General features: G+C 72.7%; 26 protein-coding genes and 1 pseudogene. 10 read left to right on the top strand and 17 right to left on the bottom strand.

The genetic code is table 11. From position 1 onward, the window contains the following. The first annotated feature begins 75 nt into the window (after positions 1–75). The 5 genes from HHL10_RS26600 to HHL10_RS26580 are packed head-to-tail and all read left to right on the top strand — an operon-like array spanning position 76 to position 4,788. A complete protein-coding gene (locus HHL10_RS26600) occupies positions 76–1,413 on the top strand; it encodes an NAD(P)/FAD-dependent oxidoreductase (RefSeq protein WP_169163440.1) in 1,338 nt (445 codons plus the stop codon). Then, positions 1,410–2,417: a chorismate transformation FkbO/Hyg5 family protein gene (locus HHL10_RS26595; protein WP_169163439.1), complete on the top strand. Its 1,008-nt coding sequence runs from the start codon at positions 1,410–1,412 to the stop codon at positions 2,415–2,417. The genes HHL10_RS26600 and HHL10_RS26595 overlap by 4 nt, the downstream gene beginning before the upstream one ends. After that, the gene (locus tag HHL10_RS26590; RefSeq protein ID WP_169163438.1) at positions 2,414–3,232 is read left to right on the top strand and encodes a MipA/OmpV family protein; all 819 of its coding nucleotides are present in this window, start codon (positions 2,414–2,416) and stop codon (positions 3,230–3,232) included. Before HHL10_RS26595 ends, HHL10_RS26590 begins: the two co-directional genes overlap by 4 nt. 6 nt (positions 3,233–3,238) lie before the next feature. Further along, positions 3,239–3,988 (top strand): lysophospholipid acyltransferase family protein, encoded by a 750-nt coding sequence (locus HHL10_RS26585; protein ID WP_169163437.1) that lies wholly within the window; start codon positions 3,239–3,241, stop codon positions 3,986–3,988. After that, the gene (locus tag HHL10_RS26580) at positions 3,985–4,788 is read left to right on the top strand and encodes a glycosyltransferase family 2 protein (protein WP_205833233.1); all 804 of its coding nucleotides are present in this window, start codon (positions 3,985–3,987) and stop codon (positions 4,786–4,788) included. Before HHL10_RS26585 ends, HHL10_RS26580 begins: the two co-directional genes overlap by 4 nt. Positions 4,789–4,818: 30 nt before the next feature. Here HHL10_RS26580 and bamE read toward each other — a convergent pair whose 3' ends face one another. The 15 genes from bamE to HHL10_RS26510 form a co-directional block, all read right to left on the bottom strand. Further along, a complete protein-coding gene (gene bamE, locus HHL10_RS26575) occupies positions 4,819–5,388 on the bottom strand; it encodes an outer membrane protein assembly factor BamE domain-containing protein (RefSeq protein ID WP_169163436.1) in 570 nt (189 codons plus the stop codon). Positions 5,389–5,419: 31 nt separating this feature from the next. Continuing rightward, positions 5,420–5,959, bottom strand: coding sequence for a hypothetical protein (locus tag HHL10_RS26570; protein WP_169163435.1), 540 nt, complete (start codon positions 5,957–5,959; stop codon positions 5,420–5,422). Between the two features lie 201 nt (positions 5,960–6,160). Further along, positions 6,161–6,892: a 3-oxoacyl-ACP reductase FabG gene (gene fabG / locus HHL10_RS26565; protein WP_169163434.1), complete on the bottom strand. Its 732-nt coding sequence runs from the start codon at positions 6,890–6,892 to the stop codon at positions 6,161–6,163. Between the two features lie 14 nt (positions 6,893–6,906). Beyond that, positions 6,907–7,362, bottom strand: coding sequence for a hotdog family protein (locus HHL10_RS26560; RefSeq protein ID WP_375138987.1), 456 nt, complete (start codon positions 7,360–7,362; stop codon positions 6,907–6,909). Continuing rightward, positions 7,359–8,162, bottom strand: coding sequence for a beta-ketoacyl synthase chain length factor (locus tag HHL10_RS26555; protein ID WP_169163433.1), 804 nt, complete (start codon positions 8,160–8,162; stop codon positions 7,359–7,361). Before HHL10_RS26555 ends, HHL10_RS26560 begins: the two co-directional genes overlap by 4 nt. Beyond that, positions 8,159–9,343, bottom strand: coding sequence for a beta-ketoacyl-[acyl-carrier-protein] synthase family protein (locus HHL10_RS26550; protein ID WP_169163432.1), 1,185 nt, complete (start codon positions 9,341–9,343; stop codon positions 8,159–8,161). Before HHL10_RS26550 ends, HHL10_RS26555 begins: the two co-directional genes overlap by 4 nt. Next, positions 9,340–10,092 (bottom strand): class I SAM-dependent methyltransferase, encoded by a 753-nt coding sequence (locus HHL10_RS26545; protein WP_169163431.1) that lies wholly within the window; start codon positions 10,090–10,092, stop codon positions 9,340–9,342. Before HHL10_RS26545 ends, HHL10_RS26550 begins: the two co-directional genes overlap by 4 nt. Before the next feature lie 13 nt (positions 10,093–10,105). Further along, positions 10,106–10,984, bottom strand: coding sequence for a polysaccharide deacetylase family protein (locus tag HHL10_RS26540; protein ID WP_169163430.1), 879 nt, complete (start codon positions 10,982–10,984; stop codon positions 10,106–10,108). Positions 10,985–11,066: 82 nt separating this feature from the next. Next, positions 11,067–13,367 (bottom strand): MMPL family transporter, encoded by a 2,301-nt coding sequence (locus HHL10_RS26535; RefSeq protein WP_169163469.1) that lies wholly within the window; start codon positions 13,365–13,367, stop codon positions 11,067–11,069. A 68-nt stretch (positions 13,368–13,435) separates the two neighbouring features. Continuing rightward, positions 13,436–14,029 (bottom strand): LolA-related protein, encoded by a 594-nt coding sequence (locus HHL10_RS26530; RefSeq protein ID WP_205833232.1) that lies wholly within the window; start codon positions 14,027–14,029, stop codon positions 13,436–13,438. Then, a complete protein-coding gene (locus tag HHL10_RS26525; protein WP_169163428.1) occupies positions 14,019–14,951 on the bottom strand; it encodes a lysophospholipid acyltransferase family protein in 933 nt (310 codons plus the stop codon). The genes HHL10_RS26530 and HHL10_RS26525 overlap by 11 nt, the downstream gene beginning before the upstream one ends. Continuing rightward, positions 14,948–15,259 (bottom strand): 3-hydroxyacyl-ACP dehydratase FabZ family protein, encoded by a 312-nt coding sequence (locus HHL10_RS30790; RefSeq protein ID WP_235971817.1) that lies wholly within the window; start codon positions 15,257–15,259, stop codon positions 14,948–14,950. The genes HHL10_RS26525 and HHL10_RS30790 overlap by 4 nt, the downstream gene beginning before the upstream one ends. After that, on the bottom strand, positions 15,256–16,623 hold the full coding sequence (locus HHL10_RS26520; RefSeq protein ID WP_310734680.1) for an AMP-binding protein: 1,368 nt from the start codon (positions 16,621–16,623) through the stop codon (positions 15,256–15,258). The genes HHL10_RS30790 and HHL10_RS26520 overlap by 4 nt, the downstream gene beginning before the upstream one ends. A 32-nt stretch (positions 16,624–16,655) precedes the next feature. Next, a complete protein-coding gene (locus tag HHL10_RS26515; RefSeq protein ID WP_169163427.1) occupies positions 16,656–17,285 on the bottom strand; it encodes a COG4648 family protein in 630 nt (209 codons plus the stop codon). 10 nt (positions 17,286–17,295) lie between these two features. Continuing rightward, a complete protein-coding gene (locus tag HHL10_RS26510; RefSeq protein ID WP_310734679.1) occupies positions 17,296–17,595 on the bottom strand; it encodes a phosphopantetheine-binding protein in 300 nt (99 codons plus the stop codon). 262 nt (positions 17,596–17,857) lie between these two features. On the opposite strand from HHL10_RS26510, the gene HHL10_RS26505 reads away from it, so the two are divergent. The 3 genes from HHL10_RS26505 to HHL10_RS26495 all read left to right on the top strand — a co-directional run bounded on the left by HHL10_RS26505 (position 17,858) and on the right by HHL10_RS26495 (position 19,897). Beyond that, positions 17,858–18,631, top strand: coding sequence for a class I SAM-dependent methyltransferase (locus tag HHL10_RS26505; RefSeq protein ID WP_169163425.1), 774 nt, complete (start codon positions 17,858–17,860; stop codon positions 18,629–18,631). 100 nt (positions 18,632–18,731) lie between these two features. Beyond that, positions 18,732–19,502 carry a class I SAM-dependent methyltransferase gene (locus HHL10_RS26500; protein ID WP_169163424.1) on the top strand — a complete coding sequence of 257 codons (771 nt, stop codon included), beginning with the start codon at positions 18,732–18,734 and terminating at the stop codon, positions 19,500–19,502. A gap of 191 nt (positions 19,503–19,693) precedes the next feature. Beyond that, positions 19,694–19,897 carry a hypothetical protein gene (locus HHL10_RS26495; RefSeq protein WP_169163423.1) on the top strand — a complete coding sequence of 68 codons (204 nt, stop codon included), beginning with the start codon at positions 19,694–19,696 and terminating at the stop codon, positions 19,895–19,897. A gap of 6 nt (positions 19,898–19,903) precedes the next feature. Here HHL10_RS26495 and HHL10_RS26490 read toward each other — a convergent pair whose 3' ends face one another. Both HHL10_RS26490 and paaN read right to left on the bottom strand, forming a co-directional pair. Further along, the gene (locus HHL10_RS26490; RefSeq protein WP_205833231.1) at positions 19,904–20,371 is read right to left on the bottom strand and encodes a tyrosine-type recombinase/integrase; all 468 of its coding nucleotides are present in this window, start codon (positions 20,369–20,371) and stop codon (positions 19,904–19,906) included. A gap of 42 nt (positions 20,372–20,413) precedes the next feature. Next, positions 20,414–22,069: a phenylacetic acid degradation protein PaaN gene (paaN, locus tag HHL10_RS26485; protein WP_169163422.1), complete on the bottom strand. Its 1,656-nt coding sequence runs from the start codon at positions 22,067–22,069 to the stop codon at positions 20,414–20,416. Positions 22,070–22,307: 238 nt separating this feature from the next. Between paaN and HHL10_RS26480 the strand changes: the two genes are divergently transcribed. Next, positions 22,308–23,834, top strand: a complete 1,527-nt coding sequence (locus tag HHL10_RS26480) for a 3-hydroxyacyl-CoA dehydrogenase (protein ID WP_169163421.1) — start codon at positions 22,308–22,310, stop codon at positions 23,832–23,834. Positions 23,835–23,968: 134 nt separating this feature from the next. Then, positions 23,969–24,440, top strand: a pseudogene (locus HHL10_RS26475) (phenylacetate--CoA ligase); the annotation flags it as partial.

Raw genomic sequence — 24,440 nt, 5'->3', positions numbered from 1 at the left:
TCATGTCCACGTCTCGACCGTGGCATTCCGTTTCCTGATTCCGGCCGCTGTCCGCCCGTCCCGCCGAGAGTTCCCATGACCGCTTCTCCCCCCCAAGCGACGCAACACTGCGATGTGCTCGTCATCGGCGGCGGCCCCGCCGGCTCCACCATCGCGACGCTGCTGGCGCAGCAGGGGCGCGATGTGGTGATGCTGGAGAAGTCGCAGCATCCGCGCTTCCACATCGGCGAGTCACTGCTGCCGGCCAACGTGCCGTTGTTCGACAAGCTCGGGCTGCGCGGGGAGGTGGAGCGCATCGGCATGCCCAAGTGGGGCGTGGAGTTCGTCTCGCCGCAGCACGAGCACTCCAGCTTCCTGGAGTTTGGCGACGCCTGGGACAAGTCGCTGCCCTATGCCTGGCAGGTGCGGCGCTCGGAGCTGGACGAGATCCTGTTCCGCCACGCCGCGGCGCAGGGCGCGCGCACGCTGGAGAACTGCCGCGTGCGCGAGGTGGACTTCGATGCCGAGGGCGCCACCGTGCAGGCGCAGCTCGGCGACGGCCAGGAGTGCCGCTGGCGTGCGCGCTTCGTGATCGATGCCTCGGGCCGCGACACCTTCCTGGCCAACAGGATGCGCGCCAAGGAGAAGAACCCCAGGCACAACAGCTCGGCACTGTTCGGCCACTTCCGCGACGCCCAGCGCCTGCCCGGGCAGCTCGAAGGCAACATCACCATCTTCTGGTTCGCGCACGGCTGGTTCTGGTTCATTCCGCTGGCCGACGGCACCACCAGCGTGGGCGCGGTGTGCTGGCCGTATTACCTGAAGTCGCGCAACAAGCCGCTCAAGGACTTCTTCGCCGACACCATCGCCCTGTGTCCCAAGCTCGCCGAGCGGCTCAAGGACGCCACGCTGGTGGACGACGTGGTGCACGCCACGGGCAACTACTCCTACAGCGCCACGCACTGCAGCGGCGAGCGCTACCTGCTGCTGGGCGACGCCTTTGCCTTCATCGACCCGGTGTTCTCCTCGGGCGTGTTCCTGGCCATGCAGAGTGCCTTCGAGGGCGCCGAGGTCGTGGCCACCTGCCTGGACCGTCCGGGCGCGGAGGCTGCGCGCGCGCGGCGGCGCTTCGAGGCCATGATGCGCAAGGGTCCGCGCGAGTTCTCGTGGTTCATTTTCCGCGTCACCAACCCGACCATGCGCGAGTTCTTTATGTACCCGCAGAACATGTTCCGGGTGAAGGAGGCGCTGCTGTCGCTGCTGGCCGGTGACCTCTACCGCGGCACGCCGATCTGGCGCTCGCTGCGCGTCCTCAAGGCGCTGTACTACATGGTGTCGCTGCGCCATGCCCGGCGCACTTTCGGCGCCTGGAAGATGCGCCGGCGCAACATCCGCGACCTCGGGCCGCTGCAGGGCGAGACCATCCAGTCATGACGACGTCGCTCCTTGCCCCAGCGCCGCTGCAGGTCCGGCGCATGGCGCTGGCGGCCTGGCCTCAGTCTCTGCTCGCGACCACGCTGCTCGGTGGCCTGGGCTATGGCGATGGCCCGGACGCGGTGCGCGCGCCGGTGCTGTCGGCCGCCCCGATGGTGGACGCCTGGAGCGGCGTCGGCACGGTGCGGGAGGGCCGCAGCGGCCGGGTGCGCTGGCGCCATGACGGGCGCTGGCTCTGGGGCGCGCTGGAGATCGACGAGGCGGCAGAGGGCATCGGGCTGCAGGCCCTGGTGCGCCAGGCCTATGCCGACATCTTTGCCGCGCTGCAGGCTACCGGGTGCCGCCACCTGCTGCGGCTGTGGAACTACGTGCCGCGCATCAACGAGGCGCAGGACGGGCTGGAGCGCTACCGCCATTTCAACGCCGGGCGCCAGCTCGCCTTCCTGGACGCCGGCCAGGCGGCCTTCGAGGGGGCACCGGCCGCGAGCTGCCTGGGCGTGCAGGGCGGGCCCCTGTGCGTGCGTTTCCTGGCCGGCACGCAGGCCGCCGTGCCGGTGGAGAACCCGCGCCAGGTGCCGGCCTACCACTACCCGTCGGCGTACGGCCCGCGCAGCCCGACCTTCTCGCGCGCGGCGCTGGTGCCGTTGCCGCCGGGACGGGTGGCGCTGCTGGTTTCCGGCACGGCCAGCATTGCCGGCCATCTCAGCCTGCATGCGGGCGATGTCGAGGCGCAGACGCTGGAGACGCTGCTCAACCTGCAGACGGTGATCGCCGCGGCCGAGGCGCGCTGCAGCGCGCGCCTTGCGCTGCGGGACTTCGACTGCGTGATCTACGTGCGCCATGCCGAGCACGCCGCCACGGTGCAGCGCCTGCTGCAGGACCGACTGGGCGCCGATGCGCACGCCGTGCGCTCGGCCGTGATGCTGCAGGCCGATGTCTGCCGTGCCGACCTGCTGGTCGAGATCGAGGCGCATGGCAGCGCCCCAGGGGAACTGGTCACATGAGGAAAAGCATCGTTGCCGCGCCCGTGGCGCTGACCCTGGTGCTGGCCGCGCCGCTGGCGCGGGCGCAGTCGCAGCCGCTGTGGGAGCTGGGCCTCGGCGCCGGGGTGCTGCGGCTGCCGCACTACCGCGGCTCGGACCAGTCGCACACCTGGGTGCTGCCGGTGCCCTACGTCGTGTACCGCGGCGAGATCCTCAAGGCCGACCGCGAGGGCGCGCGCGCCGTGCTCCTGGAAACCGACCGGCTGGACTTCGATCTCAGCCTGGCGGCCAGTCCGCCCACGCGCAGCGACGACAACGAGGCGCGCCGCGGCATGGAGGACCTGCCGCCCATCGTCGAGTTCGGCCCCAACGTCAACTGGACCCTGGGCCGCGGCCAGGGCTGGAAGCTCGACCTGCGGCTGCCCGTGCGTGCCGCGCTGGGCGTGGGCTCCAACGGCGGCTTCAAGGGCTGGGTCGCCACGCCGCAGCTCAACCTCGACCTGACCGACCTGCGCGGCTGGCGCGTCGGGGTGGCGGCGGCGGCCATCGCGCAGGACCGGCGCTACAACGAGCTGTTCTACGGCGTCTCCCCGGCGGAGGCAGCGCCCGGACGCCCGGCCTACCGCCCCGGCGGTGGCGCGGCCGGTGGGTACCTGCTGGGGGCCGTGTCGCGGCGCGTGGACAACTGGTGGTTGGGCGGTTTCCTGCGCTGGGACAGCCTGCGCGGAGCGAGCTTCCTGGACAGCCCGCTGGTGCGCCAGCGCGAGCATTGGTCCGTGGGCGTCGCGGTGTCGTGGGTGTTCGCGACGTCGGATCGACAGGTTGATGAGGACTGAGGCCGGATGAAGTCGTTGCTTGCGCTGCCGCTGACGCTGCTGCTGCATGGCCAGCTGGCGTTGCTGGGGTTGATATCGCTGAGCTGGAACGCGATCGCGATGCTGCTGTACCCGGTGCTGCCGCGCCCGCGCGGGCGGGCCGTCGGGCGCGCGGGCATCGCCTACGGCTACCGGCTGTTCTGGGCCATCGCCCGCTGCAGCGGCATGCTGCGCATCGACAACCGCGTGCTCGACACGCTGCGTGACGAGCCCGGGCTGATCGTGGTGGCCAACCATCCCAGCATGATCGACGCGCTGGCGCTGGTGGCGCGGCTGCCGCGCAGCGCCTGCATCATGAAGGCGCAGCTGATGCGCAACCTGTTCCTGGGCGCCGGCGCCCGCCTGGCGCGCTACATCCGCAACGACTCGCCGCGCAGCATGGTGCGCCTGGCCATCGAGGACCTGCGGGCCGGCGGCCAGCTCGTGATCTTTCCGGAAGGCACGCGCACCACGAAGTACCCGGTCAACCCCTTTCGCCCGGGCGTGACGCTGATCGCCAAGCTGGCCAATGCGCCGATCCAGACGGTGTTCATCGACACCGACTCGCCCTATCTCGGCAAGGGCTGGCCGATCTGGCGCCTGCCGCCGCTGCCCATCGTGTTCACGCTGCGCCTGGGCGAGCGCTTCGCGCCCTCGCCGGACGCCGATGCGCTGCTGCGCCAGCTCGAGGACTATTTCGCCGCGAACGTGAAGCCGCCGGCGTCCCGCAAGCCATGACCTCCAGCACCGTTTCCGCCGCCGTGGCCACGCCGTCGCGCACGCACCTCGTCCTCATCCCCAGCTACAACACCGGTGCCAAGGTCTACGAGACGGTGCGCGAGGCGCGTGCGCAGTGGTGCCCGGTGTGGGTGGTGGTGGACGGCAGCAACGACGGTACCGCCGAGGGGCTGCAGCGCATGGCACAGGACGACGCTGGCCTGCGCGTGTGGGTGCTGCCGCGCAACCAGGGCAAGGGATCGGCCGTGCTGCATGGCCTGAAGGCTGCGCAGGCCGCCGGCTTCACGCACGCGCTGACCATGGACGCCGACGGGCAGCATCCCGCGGCGCTGATCCCGAGCTTCATGCAGGCGTCGATGCGGCGGCCCGAGGCCATGATCCTGGGCAAGCCGGTGTTCGACGCCAGCGCGCCGCTGCTGCGCGTGCGCGGGCGGCGCATCTCCAACGGCTGGACCGATTTGGAGACGCTGGGCGCCGGCGTGGGCGATTCGCTCTACGGCTTCCGCGTCTACCCGGTGGCGGCGCTGGTGGCGGTGATGGCGCGCCAGCCCTGGATGCGGCGCTTCGACTTCGACACCGAGGCCGTGGTGCGCCTGGCCTGGCGCGGCGTCAAGCCCGTCAACATCGACGCGCCGGTGAAGTACCTCAAGCCCGAGGAGGGCGGTGTCTCGCACTTCCGCTATGGCCGCGACAACGTGCTGCTGACCTGGATGCACACGCGGCTGGTGCTGGAGTTCGTGCTGCGGCTGCCGGTACTGCTGCTGCGCCGCGGGCTGCGGCGCCCGCCGTTCCAGCCCTGATCCCGGCCGCGTGGCGCCGGGCGCACCTTCTCAGTTCATCACCGCCAGAGCTCGGGTCTGCGGATCGGCGATGACTTCCCCGACGCGGTTCCTGGCATCGAACACCACCTGGAATTCCTGGGTCCTCGACAGCCAGTAGCGCCAGACCCTGGCGTTCAGATTGGGGTTCTCGCTGGTGATCGGGTAGCCCACGGCCATCAGCACCTGCTCGCGCGTCATGCCCGGCATCACGCGCGCGGATTGGATGGCTTGGCGCACCTTGCGCGGCATCTTCGCAATCGCGGCGGCGGGGTTGTCGGGCACCACGTAGCGCCGGGCAAAGACGCCCATGTCGAGCTCGCGGCTGTAGTCGTTGCCGATGTCCTGCGGGGTGCCCTCGATGGTGACGTGCACCCGGTAGCGCCCGAAACCGGTGGGCGTGACCGGCGTGCCCGCAGGGATCACGCGCGTTCCGCTGGAGGCATAGTTGATGTCGCTGATCCAGTTGCCGCTGGTGCGCATGTTGCAGCACAGGTAGCCCGGATCGGGCAGCGACTGCGCAGTGGCGGCCAGCGGCAGCGCGGCCACCAGGAGGGCCGCGGCGGTGGTACGAATGGCCATGGCGTCCCTCCTGACGATCAGTGCGGGGCGCTCAGCGTTGCGGCTTGCGGATCTCGCCCACCACGTCGTGCGCGATGGCCTGCAGCTGCTTGTCGGTCATGGCCGAGAACACGCCCTGCCAGGCCGTGGAGCTGGTGTTGACGGTCTGCTCGCCGAAGCTGCGGCCGGTCTTGAGGTCGAGGTAGCGCACGTTGGCATTGACGAAGGCGTTGCCCGTCATGATGCCCAGGCCGTAGCGCGCGCCCGTGCTGAGGTAGCGGTAGTCGTTGACCTGCACCGACAGCAGCGTGCCCGCCTCGCCGGTGGGCTTGACCGTGCCGTCGCCCATCGTGAACGCGATGCCGGCGGCCTCGGCCTCATTGGCGAAGGCGTTGCGCAGTTCGCCCCGGAACGGTGCCCAATCGGCCGAGCCGGTCACTGTCGGGGCGCCGCTCACGCTCAGCACGATCTTCTTCGCCGCCTCGGGCGGCACGCGGATGTCGTTGTTGCCGCTCTTGACAACGTTGGCCGCGCAACCGCTCAGCGCAATCACCGCCACCGGCAGCATCCAGCTCAGGGCCTTCTTCTTCATGGGTGTTCTCCTGGGGACAGGGGAGTGAAAGGGACGCGGCAGTGTAGGTGGCCGATGCCGGCGGATGGTGCCCCATCCCCCGCCGTTCACCCTTTCGGGCGCCAGCTTCGTCCCCGCGGTTGCCCGCGTCCGGCGGGAGAGCGCGTCCAGGTGGGCGGCGCCGCCTTCAGGCCGTGTGCACGCTGCGAGGCGCCCCTGTCGTCAGTACATCCCGCCGTTGATGGAGATCACCTGCCCGCTGATGTAGCCGGCCTGCGGGCTGGCCAGGAAGCTCGCCAGTGCCGCCACCTCCTCGGGCGTGCCCGCGCGCTTGGCCGGCACGAGCTGCTCGATCGCCGCCTTGTCGAAGGCCTGCTCGGCCATGGGCGAGGCGATGATGCCCGGCGCGATGGCATTGACCGTGACGCCGCGGCTGGCGACCTCCAGCGAGAGCGCGCGCGTGGCACTGTTGAGCGCGCCCTTGGCCGCGGCGTAGTTGACCTGTCCACGGTTGCCTGCCAGCGCGGCCACCGAGGAGATGTTGAGGATGCGGCCCCAGCGCGTGCGCAGCATGTGCAGCAGCAGCGGCTGCGTGACATGGAAGAAGCCGTGCAGCGAGACGTCGATGACGCGGTGCCACTGCTCGGCACGCATGCCGGGGAACACGGCGTCGTCGTGCACGCCGGCGTTGTTGACGATGACCTGCACCGGGCCGTCGCGCAGCAGCGCCTCGCAGGCGGCGCGCGCGGCCGCGGCGTCGCTGACGTCGAACACCAGCGGCTCGGCGCTGCCGCCGGCGCCGCGGATCTCTTCGGCGAGTTGCGCCACCGCGTCGGGGCGCGAGTGCGCCTGCAGCAGCACGTGCGCACCATCGCGGGCGAGCTGGCGTGCGATGGCGCTGCCCAGCGCGCCGCTGGCACCGGTGACGAGGGCGCGTTTGCCGGCCAGGGTCATGAGGTCTCCTCCGTTCAGGACGGGGGCAGCGGCGTGTCCAGCACCACGGCGGCGCGGCCCTCGGCCACGAGGGCGCCATCGCTGCTCACCCGGAATTGATAGAGCACCTGCGAGCCGGCACCGGCCAGGCGCCGCACCTGGATCTCCAGGTCGCCCGGCAGCAGGTCCAGCCGCGAGGTGTGGAAACGCACGTCGCGCACGCTGGCCAGGAAGCCCGGGCGCGGACCGGCTTCGGGCGGCGCCACCAGCGCGCCGTGCAGCGCCATGGCCTGGGCGGCGTACTCGATGGCGCAGGGGCTCAGCAGGCCGCCGGCGCTGCGCAGGGGATTGTCGGTGTCGCGATGGCTGCCGGTGGTGCAGGTCACGGCCTCCGCGTCCCACGCGCGCACGCGGTCGAGCAGGCACATGCGGCCCTGGTGGGGGATGCGCGCGGCGATGTCGGCGCGCTGCAGCATGGCCGGCGCCGTCACGCCGGCTCCACGCCGACCGTCAGCGACAGGCCGTCCAGGTACTCCAGCACGCAGGGCCGCACCGCGCCCCGTGCCATGCGCTGCAGCAGCGGCAGCGCGCGCGCGGCCGGAATGCCCAGGCGCAGCGACTCCAGCCCGGCATGGGCACAGCTCTCGGGCGCCGCGTCGCCGAGACCGATGTGCAGGCGCAGCAGTGGCGCGTCGCCGGGCACCGTGTCCAGCAGCAGCGCCACGCCCATGGCGTCCGCCAGCGGGCGCACGGCCTGCAGCGGTTGCGGGTAGGGCGCGTCGCTGGCCACCAGCAGCACCGGCCGCTGGTCGGCCAGGCACTGGCTGGCAGCCTCCAGCAGCCCGGCGCCGAAGCTGGCGTCGTGCGCGCACAGGCTGGTGGAGGGTGCGCGCGAGGCGGTGGCGATGTGCCAGTAGCCCGCGGGCGCGTTGTGCACCGAGTTCGTGAAGCGCGTGGGCGACACCGCGCGCTGCGGCGTCGCCAGCGTCTCGCACAGCGCGTGGCAGTTGGGGCCGTCGCCAGTGGAGGCACTGAACACCGTGGCCACGTCCTGCGGGTCAAGCCCGGCCTGCGCGCAGGCCTGGTCGGCCACGGCGATGCCCACCTTGACGATGGTCCCCGCGCGCCGGCGCTCGGCCGGCGGCAACCGCGATGGCGCGGGCACCATCGTGGGTGCCGACACCCAGCGCGCCGGGTCGGCCAGCAGCTCGCGGCCCGTGGCCCAGTCGGGCAGTCCGGGGCCGAGCAGGCCCACGCCGCGCACCCAGCAACTCAGGACACCGCCGCTCATCGCGCCGCTCCCAGCAGGAGGCAGGCGTTGGAGCCGCCGAATCCGAAGGAATTGCTGGCCACCACCGACAGCGCCGCCTCGCGGTTCGCGCCCAGGTAGTGGCACTGCAGGGCCGGGTCGGGTGTGTGCCGGTTCAGGCCGCCGGGCATGAAGCCGTGCCGCAGCGCGAGCATGCAGATCACCGCCTCCAGGCCGCCGGCCGCGCCCAGGGTGTGGCCGGTGGCGCCCTTGGTGGAGCTGCAGGGCAGCCCGGTGCCGAACACCGTGCGCACCGCGGCGTCCTCGGCGGCGTCGTTGTTGGGCGTGGCCGTGCCATGGAGGTTGACGTAGTCCACGCCTTCAGGCTGCAGCCCGGCCTGGGCCAGCGCGGCGCGCATCGCGGCGATGGCGCCCAGCCCTTCGGGGTGCGGGCTGCTCATGTGGTGGCCGTCGCTGCTCTCGCCCGTGCCCAGCAGCCAGGCCGCGGGGGCGGCGGACTCGCGCTCCAGCAGCGCGAAGGCGGCGGCCTCGCCGATCGACAGGCCGTGCCGCCCGGCGTCCCAGGGCCGGCAGGCCTCGCGCGACAGCAGCTCCAGCGAGTTGAAGCCGTGGAGGGTGGTGAGGCACAGGCTGTCCACGCCGCCGACCACGGCCGCGTCGATCAGCCCCAGCGCGATCATGCGCTGCGCGGTGGCGAACACCTTGGCGCTGGAGGAGCAGGCGGTGGAGACCACGAAGCCGGGTCCCTCCAACCCCAGCACCCGGCGCGCGAAGCCCGCCACTGAGGCGGTGCTGTGGGCCTGCGCGTAGCGGAAGCCCGGGGGCAGCGCGCCGGTGTCCGGGTCGCGGTGGCGGTAGGCGATCTCGGTCTCCAGGATGGCCGAGGTGCTGGTGCCCAGGAACAGGCCCACGCGGCGCGCGCCCCAGCGCTGCACGGCCCGCGCCACGCTGTGGTCGAAGCCATCGGCGTGCAGCCCCAGCCACGCCAGGCGGTTGTTGCGGCAGTCCCACTCGGCCAGCTCCGCCGGCAGCGGCCTGTCGTCCAGGCCCTCGACCTGGCCGATCCAGGTTTCCAGCTCGACGGTCTCGAAGCGCCGCGGCGTCAGGCCGCCACGGCCGGCTCGCAGCGTGGACAGCGTTGCGTCGCGGCCCACGCCCAGGGCGCTGGCGGCGGTGTAGTCGCTGATCGGCAGCGGATTCATCGCAGGTCTCCGGCCAGCAGCACGTTGGCGAAGGGGGTGCCCCGGCTCATCGGCACCGGCTGCACGTTGAAGCCCAGGCGCTGCAGCAGCGCGATCCATTCGGACAGCGGGCGGCCCCAGGTGGGCGGCATGCGGTGTCCGCGCACCATGGTGACGACGCGGTCCACCCACTGGCTGACGGCAAAGCCGCGCCGGCTGGACGCGTCGCCCACGCGCAGCAGCAGCCGCCCGTGCGGGCGCAGCGCGTCGCGCACGCGCTCCAGCACGGCCTGCTGCGCGGCATGGTCCACGTAGTGCAGCACGTCCAGGATCACGGCCACGTCGCTGGCGGGCAGCTCGGCGCGGCACATGTCGCCGCAGACGAAGCGCGGCGCCGTGGGCAGCTGCCCCAGCGCGGCCTGGGCGCGCGCCACGTCGCGCGGCATCAGCTCGATGCCGGTGTAGCGGGCGCCCGCCGGCGCGGCCGGCCAGGACGCGGGCCAGGCGCCGCGGGCATGCGCGGCGTCGATGGCCGCCAGCAGGCTGGCCAGCAGGCCCTGCCCGCAGCCGATGTCCAGCACGCGCGCGCGCGGCGGCAGGTCGCCACGCTCGAGCAGGCCGCGGAACACCGGGTCCCGGCCCAGCTTGCCGCGCGCGAAATGCCAGGCGAAGCGACCCGCCGAGCGGTAGGGCGCACAGGCGGCGCGGTGCAGTGCCTGCCAGGCCGCGTCGCCGTCCAGCGGCGCGGAGGAGAGAAGGGATGTGGTCATGAGCCAGCGGAAATCAGGAAGGGCGGGACGCGTCGGCGTGTAGCAGGGGGGCGTTGGCGGAAGGGGGCGCGGGCAGACCGGCACGCAGGGCCTGCGGCAGCGTCACGCAGCGCAGCCCGGCCTGGCGGCAGCGCTCCAGCAGTGGCGGCAGCACCTCCAGCACCACCGGACGGCCCTGCGCGGTGCGCGCGGCGTTGCCGTCATGCAGCAGCAGGATGTCGCCAGCCGCGAGGCCGCGCACGAGGCGCTGCAGCACGCGCGCGGGATCGCGCTCGCGGGTGTCGAAGCCGCGCCGTGTCCAGCTCGCCAGACGCAGCCCCAGCCGGTGCAGCACCGGGTCCAGGAAGGGGTTGCGCAGCCCGGCGGGGGCGCGGAAGCAGGTGGGGCGTTCGCCGCTGAGCTCGGTCAGCGTCTGCTGCGCGCGCTCGATCTCGCGCAGGAAACCGCGCGGGCCCAGCAGCGAGAAGTTGTGGCGGTGCACGTCGCTGTGGTTCTGCACGCTGTGGCCGCGCGCCACGATCTCGCGCACCAGCGCCGGGTGCCGACGCGCATGCTGCGCGATGCAGAAGAAGGTGGCGCGCGCGCCATGGCGCTCCAGCAGGTCCAGCACGGCCGGGGTGACGACCGGGTCGGGGCCGTCGTCGATGGTCAGCGCCACTTCGCCGCGCGCGGCACTGGCCGGCGGCAGCCGCACCAGGTTCGGCCCCAGCCAGCGGCTGCGCGGCCACAGCCCGGCAGCCGTGAGCGCGGCGTGGTTGAGCACCAGCGTGCCGATGGCCCAGCCCGCCCACTCGGGGCGCAGCAGCAGCGCGCCCGCGGCGGCCGCATGCAGGCCGAAGGTGGCGCGCAGCAACGGCGGCATCGACCAGGGCGTGGTGGATGAGAAGGTCATGCGGGGGAGGACAACGAGAGCGGGCGCGCCGGCTGCGGCGGCCACGGGGCGCGGGATTTTCCCATAGGCTTCCCCATGCGCCTCAGCGCCGTGGCGCAAAGGCCGAGCACAGCAGCAGCGCGAGCAGCACGCCCGGCGCCACGACGCGGCCGATGGCCGACAGCGCGGGGATCTGCGACAGCGCGATCAGCCCGAAGCCGCACACCGCGGTCACGTTGGCCAGCAGCAGCGAGGCCAGCGTGTCGGCCTGGCGCTCGTCGGGCGCCGCGCCGGTCGCCGCCATCGGCCACTGCACGAAGAACAGGGCGTAGTTGGAGCCCACTGCCACCACCAGCAAAAGCCCCACGAGATGCAGGATGCCCAGCGGCACCCCGAGCGCGACGAAGCCGCCCAGCGTGATCAGCACCGACAGCGCCAGCGGCAGGCAGGCCGTCCACAGCCGGCGCAGCGAGCGCAGCTGCCACCCCAGCAGCGCCACCACCGCAACCACGCCCAGCAGCGCCTGGATCAGTGCCTCGTGCAGGTAGCGTGCGTACAGGCCGTCGAGCTCCTGCTTGATGTCCAGCACCGCCACCTCGCCCGGCAGCCCCTGCAGCGCGGCCTGCACGCGCGGTGCGTCGATGCCGGCATCGGCCCGGGCGGGCGGCTGCAGCGGCAGCAGCGCAGTCCAGCCGCCGTCGGAGCGTCGGATCACCAGCGCATCCACCACCGCCTTCAGCGGCGTGCCGGCCAGCGCCTCCGGCGTCAGCGGCGGCAGCGCGCGCGCGGCCTGGACTTCCGCCAGGAAAGGTTCCAGCGAGCGCTGCGCCAGCGGCGTGCCGCGCACGGCCTGGGCCAGGCTCTCCCGCAGCGCCTGGGCCTCGGGCAGCGCGGCTTGGCGCTGCTGTTGGGTGGCCAGGCTGGGCAGGACGCGGGTGGGCGCCTCGTAGCCGCCGATGACGCCCTGTTCGACCAGCGTATCCAGCCGCGCCGCGGCGGCCTCGGCGCCGCGCAGCGCGGCCTGCAGGTCGGCGCCGCTGGCCACGACCAGGGTGCGGGCGTCGCTGGCGCCGAGGTCCGCGCGCAGCGAGGCGTCCAGTCGTTGCGCGGCGGCGGGCACCGGGCTGAGCGAGGCCAGGTCGCCGCGCCAGGGCGGCTGGCCCGGCCATGCCAGCAGCAGCGCGGCCACGCCGCCCAGCAGCCAGGCCGGGCGCCGGGCGCGGCCCAACAGGTGCACGGCACGCAGGGTCCAGCGGCCCAGCGGCTGCAGCCGGCCCGCGCCCGTCGCCCCGGCCGGCACCAGCACCGGAAGCACCCAGCGCGTGGTCAGTGCCGCCGCCGCCAGGCCCGCCACGGAGAACACGCCCAGCTGCGCCAGCCCGGGAAAGCCTGAGAACACCAGCGCCGCGAAGCCGCACACCGAGGTGAGCAGGCCCAGGCGCACCGTCGGCCAGGCGTGGTCGCGCCAGCGGCGCCAGCCACCGTCGCGGGCCTGGATCAGGTAGTACAGGGCGTAGTCCACCGCCTCGCCGATGAGCGTGCTGCCGAAGCCCAGGGTGATGCCGTGCACGGTGCCAAAGCCCAGCGCCACCGCCGCGATGCCCGCGGCCACGCCGCTGGCCACCGGCAGCAGCGCCACGGCCAGCGCGCGCAGCGAAGCGAAGGCCGCCAGCAGCAGGCCGCCGATGACCACCAGCCCGGTGACGGCGATGACGACCACCTCGTGCTGGATGCGTGCGCGGCTGTCCACCGCGAACAGCGGCGCGCCGCTGAGCTGCAGCGCCAGCCCGCGCGCGGCCTGCGGAGCGAAGGCCGCGCGCACGGCGTCGATGGCGGCAGCCTGCGCGTCGAGGTCGTCGCCCGCGGCCTGCAAGGTCAGCAGCAGCAGGGCGCGGGGCTCAGTGCGCGATACCCACACGCCGTCCTCCAGGCGCGGCGCCTGCGCCGGGATCAGGGCCTCGGCGATGCGCTGCACCTCGCCGGTCGGGTCGCGCTCCAGCAGCGGCTTCACGGCAGCGCCGGCCGGCGTGCCCAGCAGGGAGAGCGTCTCGTCGATGGCGTCGCGCAGCCCCTCCACCGTGAAGCGTTGGACGCCCACGGCCGGGCTGAGCTGGTAGCGGTGGCGCAGCAGCAGCTCGCCCGCCGCGGCCCAGTCGCCGCGCTCGCCGTTGTGTACCTGGTCGAAGCGGGCATCGGCGCGCAGGCTGGCCGCCAGCGCGCGCGAGGCCTGGGCGCGCTCGGCGGCGCTGCCGCCGATGATGCCCACCAGCAGCGTGCGCGAGGCCACACCGCTGCGCAGCTGGTCGATGAGCACGCGTTGCTGCGCGCTGGGGCTCACCGGCAGGAAGGCCGAGAGGTCGGCCGTGAAGCGCGCGCGCGCGATCAGCAGCACGCACAGCGCCATCAGCAGCAGCCACAGCAGCAGGACCGTGCGGCCGCGGCGCGGCGGCGCGACGGCGGGGCGGGCGGAGCTCACCGGGCCGGCGCGGCGGCCCCGGTGCCGCGCACCGGCTCGATCGTGATCACCGTGCGGTCGCCATCGAGCAATTGCGTCTCGATGCTGCGCACCTCGTCACGCAGGCCGACGATGCGCACGAAACGCAGCTGCCCGGCGGCGTTCGCCGACAGCGGCGTGAGATCCAGCGTCCAGCGCTCCAGGCTGCCCTGCAGGCTGGTGCGGAAATGGCGCTGCAGCGCCTGGACGTTGCCGGTGAGCGTGCCGCGCATGGCCTCCACCGCCACCAGCGCCTCGGGAGCGGCATCCAGGGCCAGCGTGCGCGTGCGCCCGCCGCGGCTGAGCGTGACGGTGTTGCCCTCGACCACCATGGATTCCGCACGCGGCTCCAGCGTGCGGCGCTCGAAGCGCGGCGGCGTGGCCGTGAAGCTCAGCGTGCCGCTGGCCAGCAGCGGCTCGTCGAAGCCCTTGACGAAGCGCTGCTCCGAGAAGCGGGCCTGCCCGCTGGTGTGGCGGCCGAGCAGCGTCATCAGCTCGTTCAGCTCCAGCGCCAACGCGGGCAGGCTGCAGCCGGCCAGCAGCAGCGCGAGCAGGCCGCGCCTAGTCCTCATGCCAGAAGTCATGGAAGTTGAACCAGTTGTAGGGGTGCTCGCGGCACAGCGATTCCAGCCGCGCGACGTAGCTGCACACGGCGCTGCGGATGCGGCGCTCGCGCTCGGCGCTGTCGCAGCGCTGGGTGAAGTCGGCCAGCGGCTCGAAGCGCACCTCGTAGCGGTTGCCGCCCAGGTACAGCCCGGCCATGAAGATGACGCGCCGGCGCAGCAGCGCGGCCAGCCGGAACGGGCCGTCGCTGAACACCGCCTCGCGGCCCAGGAAGGACACGCGCAGCTCCTTGCCCTGCTGCGAGGCATCGTGCAGCACGCGGTCGCCCAGCATGCCGGCCAGGCCGCCGCCATCGAGCCAGTCGCGCACGGCCAGCATCGAGTCCATGCGGCCCAGCGCGATGATCTCGGGCTTGGCGTCGGGAGCGACGGCATTGAGCGCGGCGTTGATCTTGCGGGCGTTGTCCGGGTACATGACCATCGCCACCCGCAGGCCGCCCTGCGCGCTGCCAGCGGTGCGCAACACCTCGAAGCTGCCCAGGTGCGCGCCCAGCAGGAAGGCGCCACCGCCCTCGGCCATGGCCTGGTCGATCGCCCCGGCGCCCTGCAGCCGCAGGTCGAACAGGTCGAGCCGCCCGCGCAGCAGGTAGACGCGGTCCAGGATGGTGGCGGCGAAGCTGTGCACGTGGCGGTAGGCGTCGCTCCAGCGTGCCGGGCGGCCCAGCGCACGGCCCAGGTAGCGCTGCGAATGCCGGCGTGCCGTGGGCGCGAAGAGCAGGAAGTACAGCGCGATGAGGTGCAGCACGGCGCGCGCCACGCGGCGGCCGCAGCGCATGGCGATCCAGCACATGAGCCGCAGCGTCAGCATGTTGCTGCGCTCGGGCGCGCGGGCCCAGGTAGCGGGCGCGGCCACCGGTGCGTCACCGCTCATGGCGCGCTCCAGGCGATCTGGCCGCTGGCGGCGACCTGGTCGCGGCACTGCACCGTGAAGCGGGCGCGCTCGGTCTCGCACTGCAGCTCGATCCGGATCTCGTCGCCAGGGCGCACCGGGCAGAGGAATTTCACGTTGCGCATCTCGTACGCCTGGCCGGGCGGAGCCGGCAGGTCGGCGCCGTGAAGGGCTTCCATCACCTCGGCCAGCAGCAGCACGCCGGGCAGCAGGGGCTGGCCCGGGAAATGGCCGGCAAAGCTCGGGTGGTCCACCGCGATGCGGCGCACCACGCTGCGGGACGTCGTCATGGGGCGGGAGGCGACAGGTGTTCGCGCGCGAGCTGCCGCAGCGACTGCGCGGTGAGCTTGCCGGTGGCCTCGCGCGGCAGCCGGGGCAGGTGCACGACGCGCCGCGGCACGAACACGGCCTCGATGCGCGCACGCAGCGCGGCGGCGATGTCGCGCGCGCCCAGCGTGGGCGCGACCACGAACGCCACCGGGCGCGCCACGCCGTCGGCGACCTCGTCGGGCAGCCAGAAGGCGCCGTCCTCCACGCCCTCGATGCTGTTGAGGTGGAAGTTCAGGTGCCCCAGCGAGCTGCGCTTGCCCGCGACGTGGATCAGGTCGTTGGCGCGGCCCAGCAGCCGGAAGTGCTCGGCGTCCTGCAGCTCCAGGATGTCGGCCAGCAGCGTGGGCTCGGCGACATGGCCGCCCTGCACGCTGTAGCGCTCGCCCTCGTCCTCTTGCTGGCCCGGCAGCGGGGCGATGCGCAGCCCGTCGAAGGTGTGCCAGAGGTCGCTGCGCGCGGTGCAGCGCGTGGCGACCTGGCCGGCCTCGGTGCAGCCGTAGATCTCCACCAGCACGGCGCCGCAGCGGCGCTCGGTTTCCTGGGCAAGCTGCGGCGACAGCGGCGCGGTGGCACTGAGCACCAGGTCCACCGCAGGCAGGTCCACACCCGAGCGCAGCAGCGTCTTGAGGTGGAAAGGCGTGGTGACCAGCGCGCGCGGGCGCGGCAGCCGCCGCAGTGCGGCGGCGATGTCGGCGGGGTAGAAGGGCCGGCCGGCGTCGAAGGCAGCACCGCCCTGCAGTGCCAGCAGCACGCTGGATTCGAAGCCGTAGCTGTGCTGCGGCGGCACGGTGGCGACGATGTTGACGCCGTCCAGGTCCGGGCGCTGCAGCAGCGCCGCGAGCCGTCGGGTCTCCTGGACGGCGTTGCGCACCAGCGTGCCCCAGTGCTTCAGATGCGGTTGCGGAACGCCGGTCGAGCCGGACGTGAGCAGGCAGGCGGCCGGCAGCTCCGGCGCCAGGAAGACGGCTTCGGCGCGGGTGTCCGGCCCCGCGTCGGTGACGGGCAGGATGTCCAGGCCGCTCAGCTCCGGCACGTCACTCGGGTCGGCCAGGGCCCACAGCTGCGGGTGCTGCGGGCGCAGCTGGTCGATGGTCTGTGCCATCGCGTTGGGCGGGAACAGCGAGACATGGCCGCGCAGCAGCGCGGCGCCGAAAGCGACGCTGAAGCGGTAGCGGTCCACGCACAGGTTCAGCGCCGCGCCTTGCGCAGGCAGCCGCTCGGCCTGCTGTGCCACGTCGCGCAGGAACTGGCGTGCGCTGACCGGAACGCCGCCGCGCCAGGCCAGGGGCGCGTCGAGGTCGCGCGCGCAAAGAAGGGGAAGCACGGGAGTTGGAGACGAGGATTGGGGCGGCGGGTTCATCGGTCGGCGGGCACGTTGCGGTAGGCGCGCACCGTGTCGAGCAGCGAGACGCGTTCGAATTCCGGGTGCAGCCGGTAGCGCAACAGGTGTTCGCCCACGAACAGCACAGCGATGGCCACCGGCGTGACCAGGTTGGCCAGCAGCGACCAGGCGTCCCACGGCCCCCACAGGTACAGCGCCACCGAGCCCGTGGCCATGGCAAAGAAGTACAGCGTCCACACCAGCGTGACGTGCCAGGTGTAGCGCGCCATGCCCGGCTGCAGCGTGCCGTGCACCTGCTGCGCCACGCGGCCGATGGCCGACGGGCCCGGACCGGCCAGCGTGAGACCGAAGCTGGCGCCCAGCGCGGCGTGGACGCCGGCATGCTGCACCAGGTACAGCAGCTTCACGTCGCCGACGCCACCGCGCAGGGCCACGACCAGCAGGGCCAGCGCGGCCAGCAGCACGGCCCACATCCCGAGGCGATGCCGGCCGCGCCAGGCCACCGCGCCGACCATGGCCAGCAGCGGGCCCAGCAGCGCGGCCACGGCCCAGGGTTCATGGGCCGCGTGCAGCATCAGGACATGAGACAGCAGCGAGTAAGCGATGACGCCCAGCAGCGCCAGGCCCAGCTGCCAATGCGTCATGACGATCCGCTCAACGCTTGCGGTGCTGCTCGATATGGAGGGCCAGGCTGCGCAGCGAGGCGAAGATCCTGTGGTTGTTCTCGTCGTCGGAGCGAAGCTCGAAGCCGTAGCGCTGCGACACCTCCAGCGCCAGCTCCAGGATGTCGATGGAGTCCAGCCCCAGGGCGTCGCCGTACAGGGGCGCGGTGGGGTCGATATCGGCCGGGCTGATCTCCAGATTCAAGGCCCGGACCAGGAGTTCGGCCAGCTCGGGCTCCAGCACGGAAGGCGGCAGCACATCGCCGGCGGGTTTCACGTCGGTGGCAGACACGATGTGGTGTTCCTCGGAAAACTGCATTCAAAGAAGGGGCGGATTGTAGTCGTGCCCACCGGGCGGGCCTCGTGGCGGAGTGCGCACCGGCCGGGATGTCGTGCTGCCTTGCCGCGGTCCCGCATCGGTTGCCGCTCGCCCGCGTTCTCCGAGGCAGGGTTGTCCGATGGGGGCAAGCCAGGACGGAAAGCCGCCGCGACGGGGCAGTAGCATCAGTGGCCTGCTGCCCGCAGTCCGCCCGAGCCGTCTGCGAAGTTCCCCCATGACACCCGCTCCCTTGCCCGATCCCGAGGTCTCGCCCGTGCGCCTGCCTCACGCGCCGCTGCCCGCGTACTACCCGCCCGACGACACCACGGTGCGTGAGGCGTTCCTGCGCCGCACCTTCGACGACGCGGCGGTGGACTACAACCGGCTGGAGAGGATCGTCGGCCTGGGCACGGGCTCCTGGTACCGCCGCCAGGCGCTGCTGTGCGCCGGGCTCAAGCCGGGGCTGCAGGTGGTGGACGTGGGCATGGGCACCGGGCTGGTATCGCGCGAGATTTTGAAGATCACCGGGGAGCCGCAACGCCTGGTGGGCGTGGACCCGAGCCCGGGAATGATGCGGCAGGCCCGCTTCGAGCAGCCGGTGGAGTGCCGCCTGGGGCGGGCCGAGGACATCCCGGTGCCCGACGCCAGCGCGGACTTCGTGGTCATGGGCTACGCGCTGCGGCACATTGCCGACTTCAGCGCGGCTGCGGCCGAGTTCCGGCGCGTGCTCAAGCCCGGTGGACGGCTGCTGATCCTGGAGTTCTCCCGTCCCGAGGGCCGCCTGGCCCACACCCTGCTCAAGGCCTACATGCGCGGTGTCGTGCCGCTGCTGGCACGGGCCGTGTCGCGTACCAGGGATACGGCCCTGCTCTGGCGCTACTCCTGGGACACGATCGAGGCCTGCGTGGCGCCGGCACAGGTCATGCGAACGCTGGACCACCATGGCCTGCACGGCGTCGAGCGTCACACGGAGCTGGGCATCTTCTCGGAGTACCGGGCCCGGGGCTGACGGGCGGAAGTTCAAGGGCAGCCGGGCCGGGGCGAGGCGGTAGCATCAGCACCCCTTGTCCATGGCCCCGGGCCCGACCTGCCCGCCACGCCGCCTTCATATGCAATCTTCCTCGCCCGACCGCGATGCCTCGCCGGTACGCCTGCCCCACGCGCCGCTGCCCGAGTATTACCAGCCCGACGACGCCGCGATGCGTGAGGCGTTCCTGCGCCGCACCTTCGACGACACGGCGGTGGACTACAACCGGCTGGAGAAGATCCTGGGCCTGGGCACGGGCTCCTGGTACCGCCGCCAGGCGCTGCTGCGCGCCGGGCTCAAGCCGGGGCTGCAGGTGGTGGACGTGGGCATGGGCACCGGGCTGGTATCGCGCGAGATCCTGAAGATCACCGGGGAGCCGCAACGCCTGGTGGGCGTGGACCCGAGCCCGGGAATGATGCGGCAGGCCCGCTTCGAGCAGCCGGTGGAGTGCCGCCTGGGCCGGGCCGAGGACATCCCGGTACCCGACGCCAGCGCGGACTTCGTGGTCATGGGCTACGCGCTGCGGCACATTGCCGACTTCAGCGCGGCCGCGGCCGAGTTCCGGCGCGTGCTCAAGCCCGGCGGTCGGCTGCTGATCCTGGAGATCACCCGCCCCGAGGGCCGCCTGGCCCACACCCTGCTCAAGGCTTACATGCGCGGTGTCGTGCCGCTGCTGGCACGGGCCGTGTCGCGTGCCAAGGACACGCCCATGCTCTGGCGCTACTACTGGGACACGATCGAGGCCTGCGTGCCACCGGCACAGGTCATGCATACGCTGGGCAGTCACGGCCTGCACGGCGTCGAGCGTCACACGGAGCTGGGCATCTTCTCGGAGTACCGGGCCCGCGGCTGAGCGGGCCTGGCGGCCCAGGCCCGATCCCGTCGCCGGAGGCAGGCCGTGTGAGCGGCCGTCCAGGCCTGCGGGGTTGTCGCGGCGGGGGCGAGCCGGCTGGGCGCCGTCGAGGCAGCGCCGCTGCAGAGCAAGGCAGCGTCTGCTCCGCCCGGTTGCGCTTGTTCGGCTCTCGGCCGGCGCTGGAAGCGTTCATGTCGGGTTCCCCGATGCCGCGCATCCGGGCCATGGGTGTCGAGATCGGCCCGGTGGCACCGGCACCGCCAGCGGAGAGCCATGCCGCGGTTCGCCGCGACAGCGCCGCCGACAAGAACAAGCCCTCGCGCATCCAGTGCAGCCTGCGTCTGGGCATGAGCAGGTCGGCTGCGAGCGGGGACAAGGCGGCACGGCCAGGATGAACCTGGTCAGGCGGCAGGCTGCCGGCCGTCCGGTGGGGTGGCCTGACCGGGCAAGTCCGGCCGGTCCAGAAAGGCGGCCCAGTCGTCCATGAGCCGGCGCCGCTTCTCGAACAGGTCGCCACGCCGGTAGGCCGCCTCCACCTTGTCGCCGATGGCATGCGCCAGCGCCATCTCGGCCACCTCGCGCGGGAACTGCGTGCGCGCAGCGGCCCAGTCGCGGAAGGTGGAGCGGAAGCCGTGCGGCACCGCGTCGACCTGCATGCGGCGCAGGACCGCGGCCAGCGTCATGTCCGAGAGCAGGCCGCCGCGGGACGCCGGGAACACCAGCAGGTTGTCCGCGTGGCGGGGCAGGGCGCGCAGCAGCGCCAGCGCCGCGGGCGACAGCGGCACCCGGTGCTTGCGCCCGCCCTTCATGCGCCCGGCCGGCAGGGGTCCACACTGCGCGCCGGCCTCGACGGGCGGCGCAATTGGCACGGTGGGCTTGGGGCGCTGCCGCGGGCCGCGGCCAGCGCCGCTTCAGACGTGGCGGCGGCGCTGCACGACCACGAAGCGGTCGGCGACGAAGGCCAGCGTGGTGTAGCTGGCGTTGGCCGCCGGGTTGCCGCCGCTGCCGTGGTAGTCGGAGAAGGCGGCGGCCTGGTTGACGTAGACGCCCTGCGTCAGGTTCACGGACAGCGCCACGCGGGCGCGGCGGCCCATGCCTTCCATGCGGCCGATGAAGGCCTCGTCGGTGGAGTAGACGCCCAGCGTCAGCGCGCCATGCTCGCGGATCATGTCCTCAGCCAGCTGCGCAGCGGCCTGTGCCGAATCGACGGCCACCACGTACGAGATGGGGCCGAAGCACTCCATGCGGTAGATCGCCGCGTCGGCCTGGTCCAGCGCCACGATCACCGGCGTGCGCGCCTGCGCTTCCGGAAACTCCGGGTGCGGCAGCGGCCGAGAGGCCAGCAGCGTGCGGCCCACGCCCTGCGCCGCGTCCACCCGGTGCCAGACGTCCCTGGAGACGATGGCGCCCAGCACGGACGAGGCGATCTTGGGGTTGGTGGCCAGCTTGTTCACGGCCGCGGCCAGGTCCTGGCCGAACTGCTCGAAGCTCTTGTGTCCTTCGTCGGTGCGGATGCCCTCGCGCGGCACCAGCAGGTTCTGCGTGGTGGTGCACATCTGCCCGCTGTAGAGGCACAGCGAGAAGGCCAGGTTCTGCAGCATCGCGGCGTACTGGTCGGTGGACTCGACCACCACGGTGTTGACGCCCGCCATCTCGGCGTACACCCGCGCCTGGCGGGCGTGCTCCAGCAGCCAGCGGCCGAAGGCGTTGCCGCCGGTGAAGTCGATGGAGGCCACCGCCGGGTGCGTGGCCAGCGCCTGCGTGACCTCAGGGCGCTCGCTCACGGCCAGGGTCACCACGTTGGGGTCCAGCCCCTGCTCGGCCAGCACCTCGCGCAGCACGCTCACCGTCAACGCCGCGGGCAGCACCGACTGCGGATGGGGCTTGACGATGGCGGGATTGCCGGTGGCCAGCGCGGCGAACAGGCCCGGATAGGTGTTCCAGGTCGGGAAGGTGGCGCAGCCGATCACCAGCGCCACGCCGCGGCCCACGATCTCGAACTGCTTCCTCATCACCAGCGACGGGTGCTTGCCCTGCGGCTTGTCCCACAGCGCCTCGGCCGGCACGTCGTCCATCGCCTTCCAGGCGTAGGCGATGGCTTCCAGCGCGCGGTCCTGCGCATGCGGGCCGGCGGACTGGAAGGCCATCAGCGCGCCCTGGCCGGTGGTCAGCATGGCCGCGCGCGCGAGCTCGTGGCTGCGGCGGTGGATGCGCAGCAGCGCCTCCAGCAGCAGGCCGACGCGGCCCTTGGGACCCATCGCCTGCCAGCCGGGCTCGGCTGCCAGCGCGGCGGCCACCAGCGCCTGCGGCTCGCATTCCGGGTAGCGGATGTCGAGCTTCACGCCGTAGGGCGAGCGCTCGGGCGCGACCCGGCCGGTTTCGCCGGGCTGCGCCAGCGGGTAGTCGCGGCCGAACAGCGCGGCCACTGCCGCCTCGCCGTCGGCCTGGGCCGTCTCACCGTAGACCGCCGGCGAAGGCATCTCCGGAAAGGGCGTCCAGTGGCCGCGGGTGCGCGCGGCGTGCAGGGCGGCATCGAGCAGGGGGCGGTGCGTGTCGAACAGGTTCATGGGGGCGGCTTTTCAGGGACGTTCCAGAGAAATCGCGGGCGCGTAGGGCAAAAGGCCGCGCCGCCAGGCTAGGGTTTTCCTCGGGGCGCATCCGGGTTGCGCCGGAAACTCGACGCACCTTAATATCAACCGACCGGTCGGTCAATGAGTGGCATGACGGCCGGTGCCTTTGCGGGCCGGCGCCGTTGCCGTCCCGTTCGCCTTTTCTCCTCTCCCTTGCTTCTTTCGCATCAAACGCATGGATTCCTTTTCCCTGGACGCCACCACCCGCGTGGCCGTGATCGGCGCCGGCAGCATGGGCGCCGGCATCGCGCAGCTGGCCGCGCAGGCCGGCCACACGGTGAGGCTGTTCGATGTGCATCCCGGCGCTGCGGCCCGGGCGCTGGAGCGCATCGCGCGGGACCTCGACGGGGCGGTGCAGCGCGGGCGCATGGCGGCCGGCGAGCGTGACGCGGTGCGGGCCCGTCTGGTGGCGGTGGAGCGGTTGGAGGCGCTCGAAGGCTGCGGCCTGGCGGTGGAGGCCATCGTCGAGAAGCTGGAGCCCAAGCAGGCGCTGTTCCGGCAGCTGGAGGAGGTGCTGGGCGAGCACGCCGTGCTGGCCACCAACACCTCGTCGATTTCCGTCACCGCGGTGGCGCAGGGCCTCAAGCGACCGCAGCGCCTCATCGGCTGGCACTTCTTCAACCCGGCCACGCGCATGAAGCTGGTGGAGATCATTCGCGGGGTGGAGACCGATCCGGCGCTGGTGCCGGCCCTGCATGCCTTGTCCAAGGCCTGGGGCAAGACTGCGGTGGATGCGCCCAACGCGCCCGGTTTCATCGTCAACCGCGTGGCCCGGCCCTACTACGCCGAAGGACTGCGCCTGCTGGCCGAGCGCATCGCCCCGGTGGCGGCCATCGACCGGCTGCTGCGCGAGGCCGGCGGCTTCGCGATGGGGCCGTTCGAGCTGATGGACCTGATCGGCGTGGAAGTGAACCTGTCGGTGACGGAATCCGTGTTCCAGGCCACCGCCTTCGATGCGCGCTTTGCGCCCAGCCTGATCCAGCAGGAGCTGGCGCGCAGCGGCCGCTTCGGCCGCAAGAGCGGGCAGGGCTTCTACCGCTACGGCGCCGATGTGCCGGCGCCGCGAGTCGAGCTGGTGGAACCGGCTGCTGTGGCGCCGTCCGTGGCCTGCGCCGGCCGCCTGGGACTGCTGGCGCCGCTGGTCGAGCGGCTGCGCGCGGCCGGCGTGGCGGTGGCGTACGAGGCTTCGCTGCCCGACGAGACGCTGTTGCTCGACGGTGTGCGCGTCGCGCTCACCGACGGGCGCACCGCCACCGAGCGGGCGGCCACCGAGGTGGACGGTCCGCTGCTGTTGCTGGACCTGGCCCGCGACTTCGCCGCCACGCCGCTGCTGGGTGCCGCCGCCGGCGCGGGTGCGGAAGCCCACTTGTCCACGCTGGCGGCCGTACTGCAGGCCGCGGGCATCGGCCTGCAGGCGCTGGACGACGTGGCCGGCCTGGTGCTGATGCGCACCGTGTGCTGCCTGGCGAACGAGGCGGCCGACGTGATCACCTGGTCGGGCGCCACGGCGCGCGACATCGACACCGCCATGCGGCTGGGCACCGCCTATCCGCTCGGTCCCCTGGCCTGGGCCGATGCCCTGGGCGCGGCGCGCGTCGCCACCGTGCTGCGCCACCTGCAGGCGCATTACGGCGAAGTGCGCTACCGGCGCTCGCCGCTGCTGACGCGGCTGCAGCACGCGCGCGGCACTTTCCATTCCTGAAATCCGTCCGAGCCCGGGCACGCCTTCTGGCTCCCACCGCCCTGGAGGCCGGCCGGCACGGCTGCGCCGGCCAGGCCGCGCCATGCCTGCTCACCCGACCGCACCTACCACGACAACACCCCAGGAGACAAGCCATGCCCGTCAAGCAGCCCGCCCCCGGCGACCTGGAGCCCATCGAGCTCGCCAGCCGCGACGAGATCCAGGCGCTGCAGCTGCAGCGCCTGCGCCGCACGCTGGAGCACGCCTACGAGAACGTGCCGCACTACCGCCGCGCCTTCGACGAGCGCGGCGTGCACCCGAGCGAGCTGAAGTCGCTCGCGGACCTCGCCCGCTTTCCCTTCACCACCAAGAAGGAGCTGCGCGACAACTACCCGTTTGGCATGTTCGCCGTGCCGCGCGAGCAGGTGGTGCGCGTGCACGCGAGCTCGGGCACCACCGGCAAGCCCACCGTCGTGGGTTACACGCGCAACGACATCGACACCTGGGCCAACCTGGTGGCGCGCTCCATCCGCGCCGCCGGCGGGCGCGCGGGCGACATCGTGCACGTGGCCTACGGCTACGGCCTGTTCACCGGCGGGCTGGGCGCGCACTACGGCGCCGAGCGCC

The organism is Azohydromonas caseinilytica (genome assembly GCF_012927045.1).
Classification (GTDB): Bacteria; Pseudomonadota; Gammaproteobacteria; order Burkholderiales; family Burkholderiaceae_C; genus Azohydromonas; species Azohydromonas caseinilytica.
Note: the sequence above shows the minus strand (reverse complement) of the source record. Positions and strands in the feature narration are given on the sequence as shown.

Coding starts and splice junctions, on each gene's coding strand:
- HHL10_RS26540 (WP_169163430.1), bottom strand. CDS start 10,984: ATGACCTTCTCATCCACCACGCCCTGGTCGATGCCGCCGTTGCTGCGC.
- bamE (WP_169163436.1), bottom strand. CDS start 5,388: ATGGCCATTCGTACCACCGCCGCGGCCCTCCTGGTGGCCGCGCTGCCG.
- HHL10_RS30790 (WP_235971817.1), bottom strand. CDS start 15,259: ATGACGACGTCCCGCAGCGTGGTGCGCCGCATCGCGGTGGACCACCCG.
- HHL10_RS26500 (WP_169163424.1), top strand. CDS start 18,732: ATGCAATCTTCCTCGCCCGACCGCGATGCCTCGCCGGTACGCCTGCCC.
- fabG (WP_169163434.1), bottom strand. CDS start 6,892: ATGACCCTGGCCGGCAAACGCGCCCTCGTCACCGGTGCCAGCGGCGCG.
- HHL10_RS26530 (WP_205833232.1), bottom strand. CDS start 14,029: ATGAGGACTAGGCGCGGCCTGCTCGCGCTGCTGCTGGCCGGCTGCAGC.
- HHL10_RS26515 (WP_169163427.1), bottom strand. CDS start 17,285: ATGACGCATTGGCAGCTGGGCCTGGCGCTGCTGGGCGTCATCGCTTAC.
- HHL10_RS26585 (WP_169163437.1), top strand. CDS start 3,239: ATGAAGTCGTTGCTTGCGCTGCCGCTGACGCTGCTGCTGCATGGCCAG.
- HHL10_RS26505 (WP_169163425.1), top strand. CDS start 17,858: ATGACACCCGCTCCCTTGCCCGATCCCGAGGTCTCGCCCGTGCGCCTG.
- HHL10_RS26535 (WP_169163469.1), bottom strand. CDS start 13,367: ATGGCGCTGTGCGTGCTGCTGATCGCGCGCGCGCGCTTCACGGCCGAC.
- HHL10_RS26600 (WP_169163440.1), top strand. CDS start 76: ATGACCGCTTCTCCCCCCCAAGCGACGCAACACTGCGATGTGCTCGTC.
- HHL10_RS26550 (WP_169163432.1), bottom strand. CDS start 9,343: ATGAATCCGCTGCCGATCAGCGACTACACCGCCGCCAGCGCCCTGGGC.
- paaN (WP_169163422.1), bottom strand. CDS start 22,069: ATGAACCTGTTCGACACGCACCGCCCCCTGCTCGATGCCGCCCTGCAC.
- HHL10_RS26495 (WP_169163423.1), top strand. CDS start 19,694: ATGTCGGGTTCCCCGATGCCGCGCATCCGGGCCATGGGTGTCGAGATC.
- HHL10_RS26595 (WP_169163439.1), top strand. CDS start 1,410: ATGACGACGTCGCTCCTTGCCCCAGCGCCGCTGCAGGTCCGGCGCATG.
- HHL10_RS26590 (WP_169163438.1), top strand. CDS start 2,414: ATGAGGAAAAGCATCGTTGCCGCGCCCGTGGCGCTGACCCTGGTGCTG.
- HHL10_RS26525 (WP_169163428.1), bottom strand. CDS start 14,951: ATGAGCGGTGACGCACCGGTGGCCGCGCCCGCTACCTGGGCCCGCGCG.
- HHL10_RS26570 (WP_169163435.1), bottom strand. CDS start 5,959: ATGAAGAAGAAGGCCCTGAGCTGGATGCTGCCGGTGGCGGTGATTGCG.
- HHL10_RS26580 (WP_205833233.1), top strand. CDS start 3,985: ATGACCTCCAGCACCGTTTCCGCCGCCGTGGCCACGCCGTCGCGCACG.
- HHL10_RS26545 (WP_169163431.1), bottom strand. CDS start 10,092: ATGACCACATCCCTTCTCTCCTCCGCGCCGCTGGACGGCGACGCGGCC.
- HHL10_RS26555 (WP_169163433.1), bottom strand. CDS start 8,162: ATGAGCGGCGGTGTCCTGAGTTGCTGGGTGCGCGGCGTGGGCCTGCTC.
- HHL10_RS26480 (WP_169163421.1), top strand. CDS start 22,308: ATGGATTCCTTTTCCCTGGACGCCACCACCCGCGTGGCCGTGATCGGC.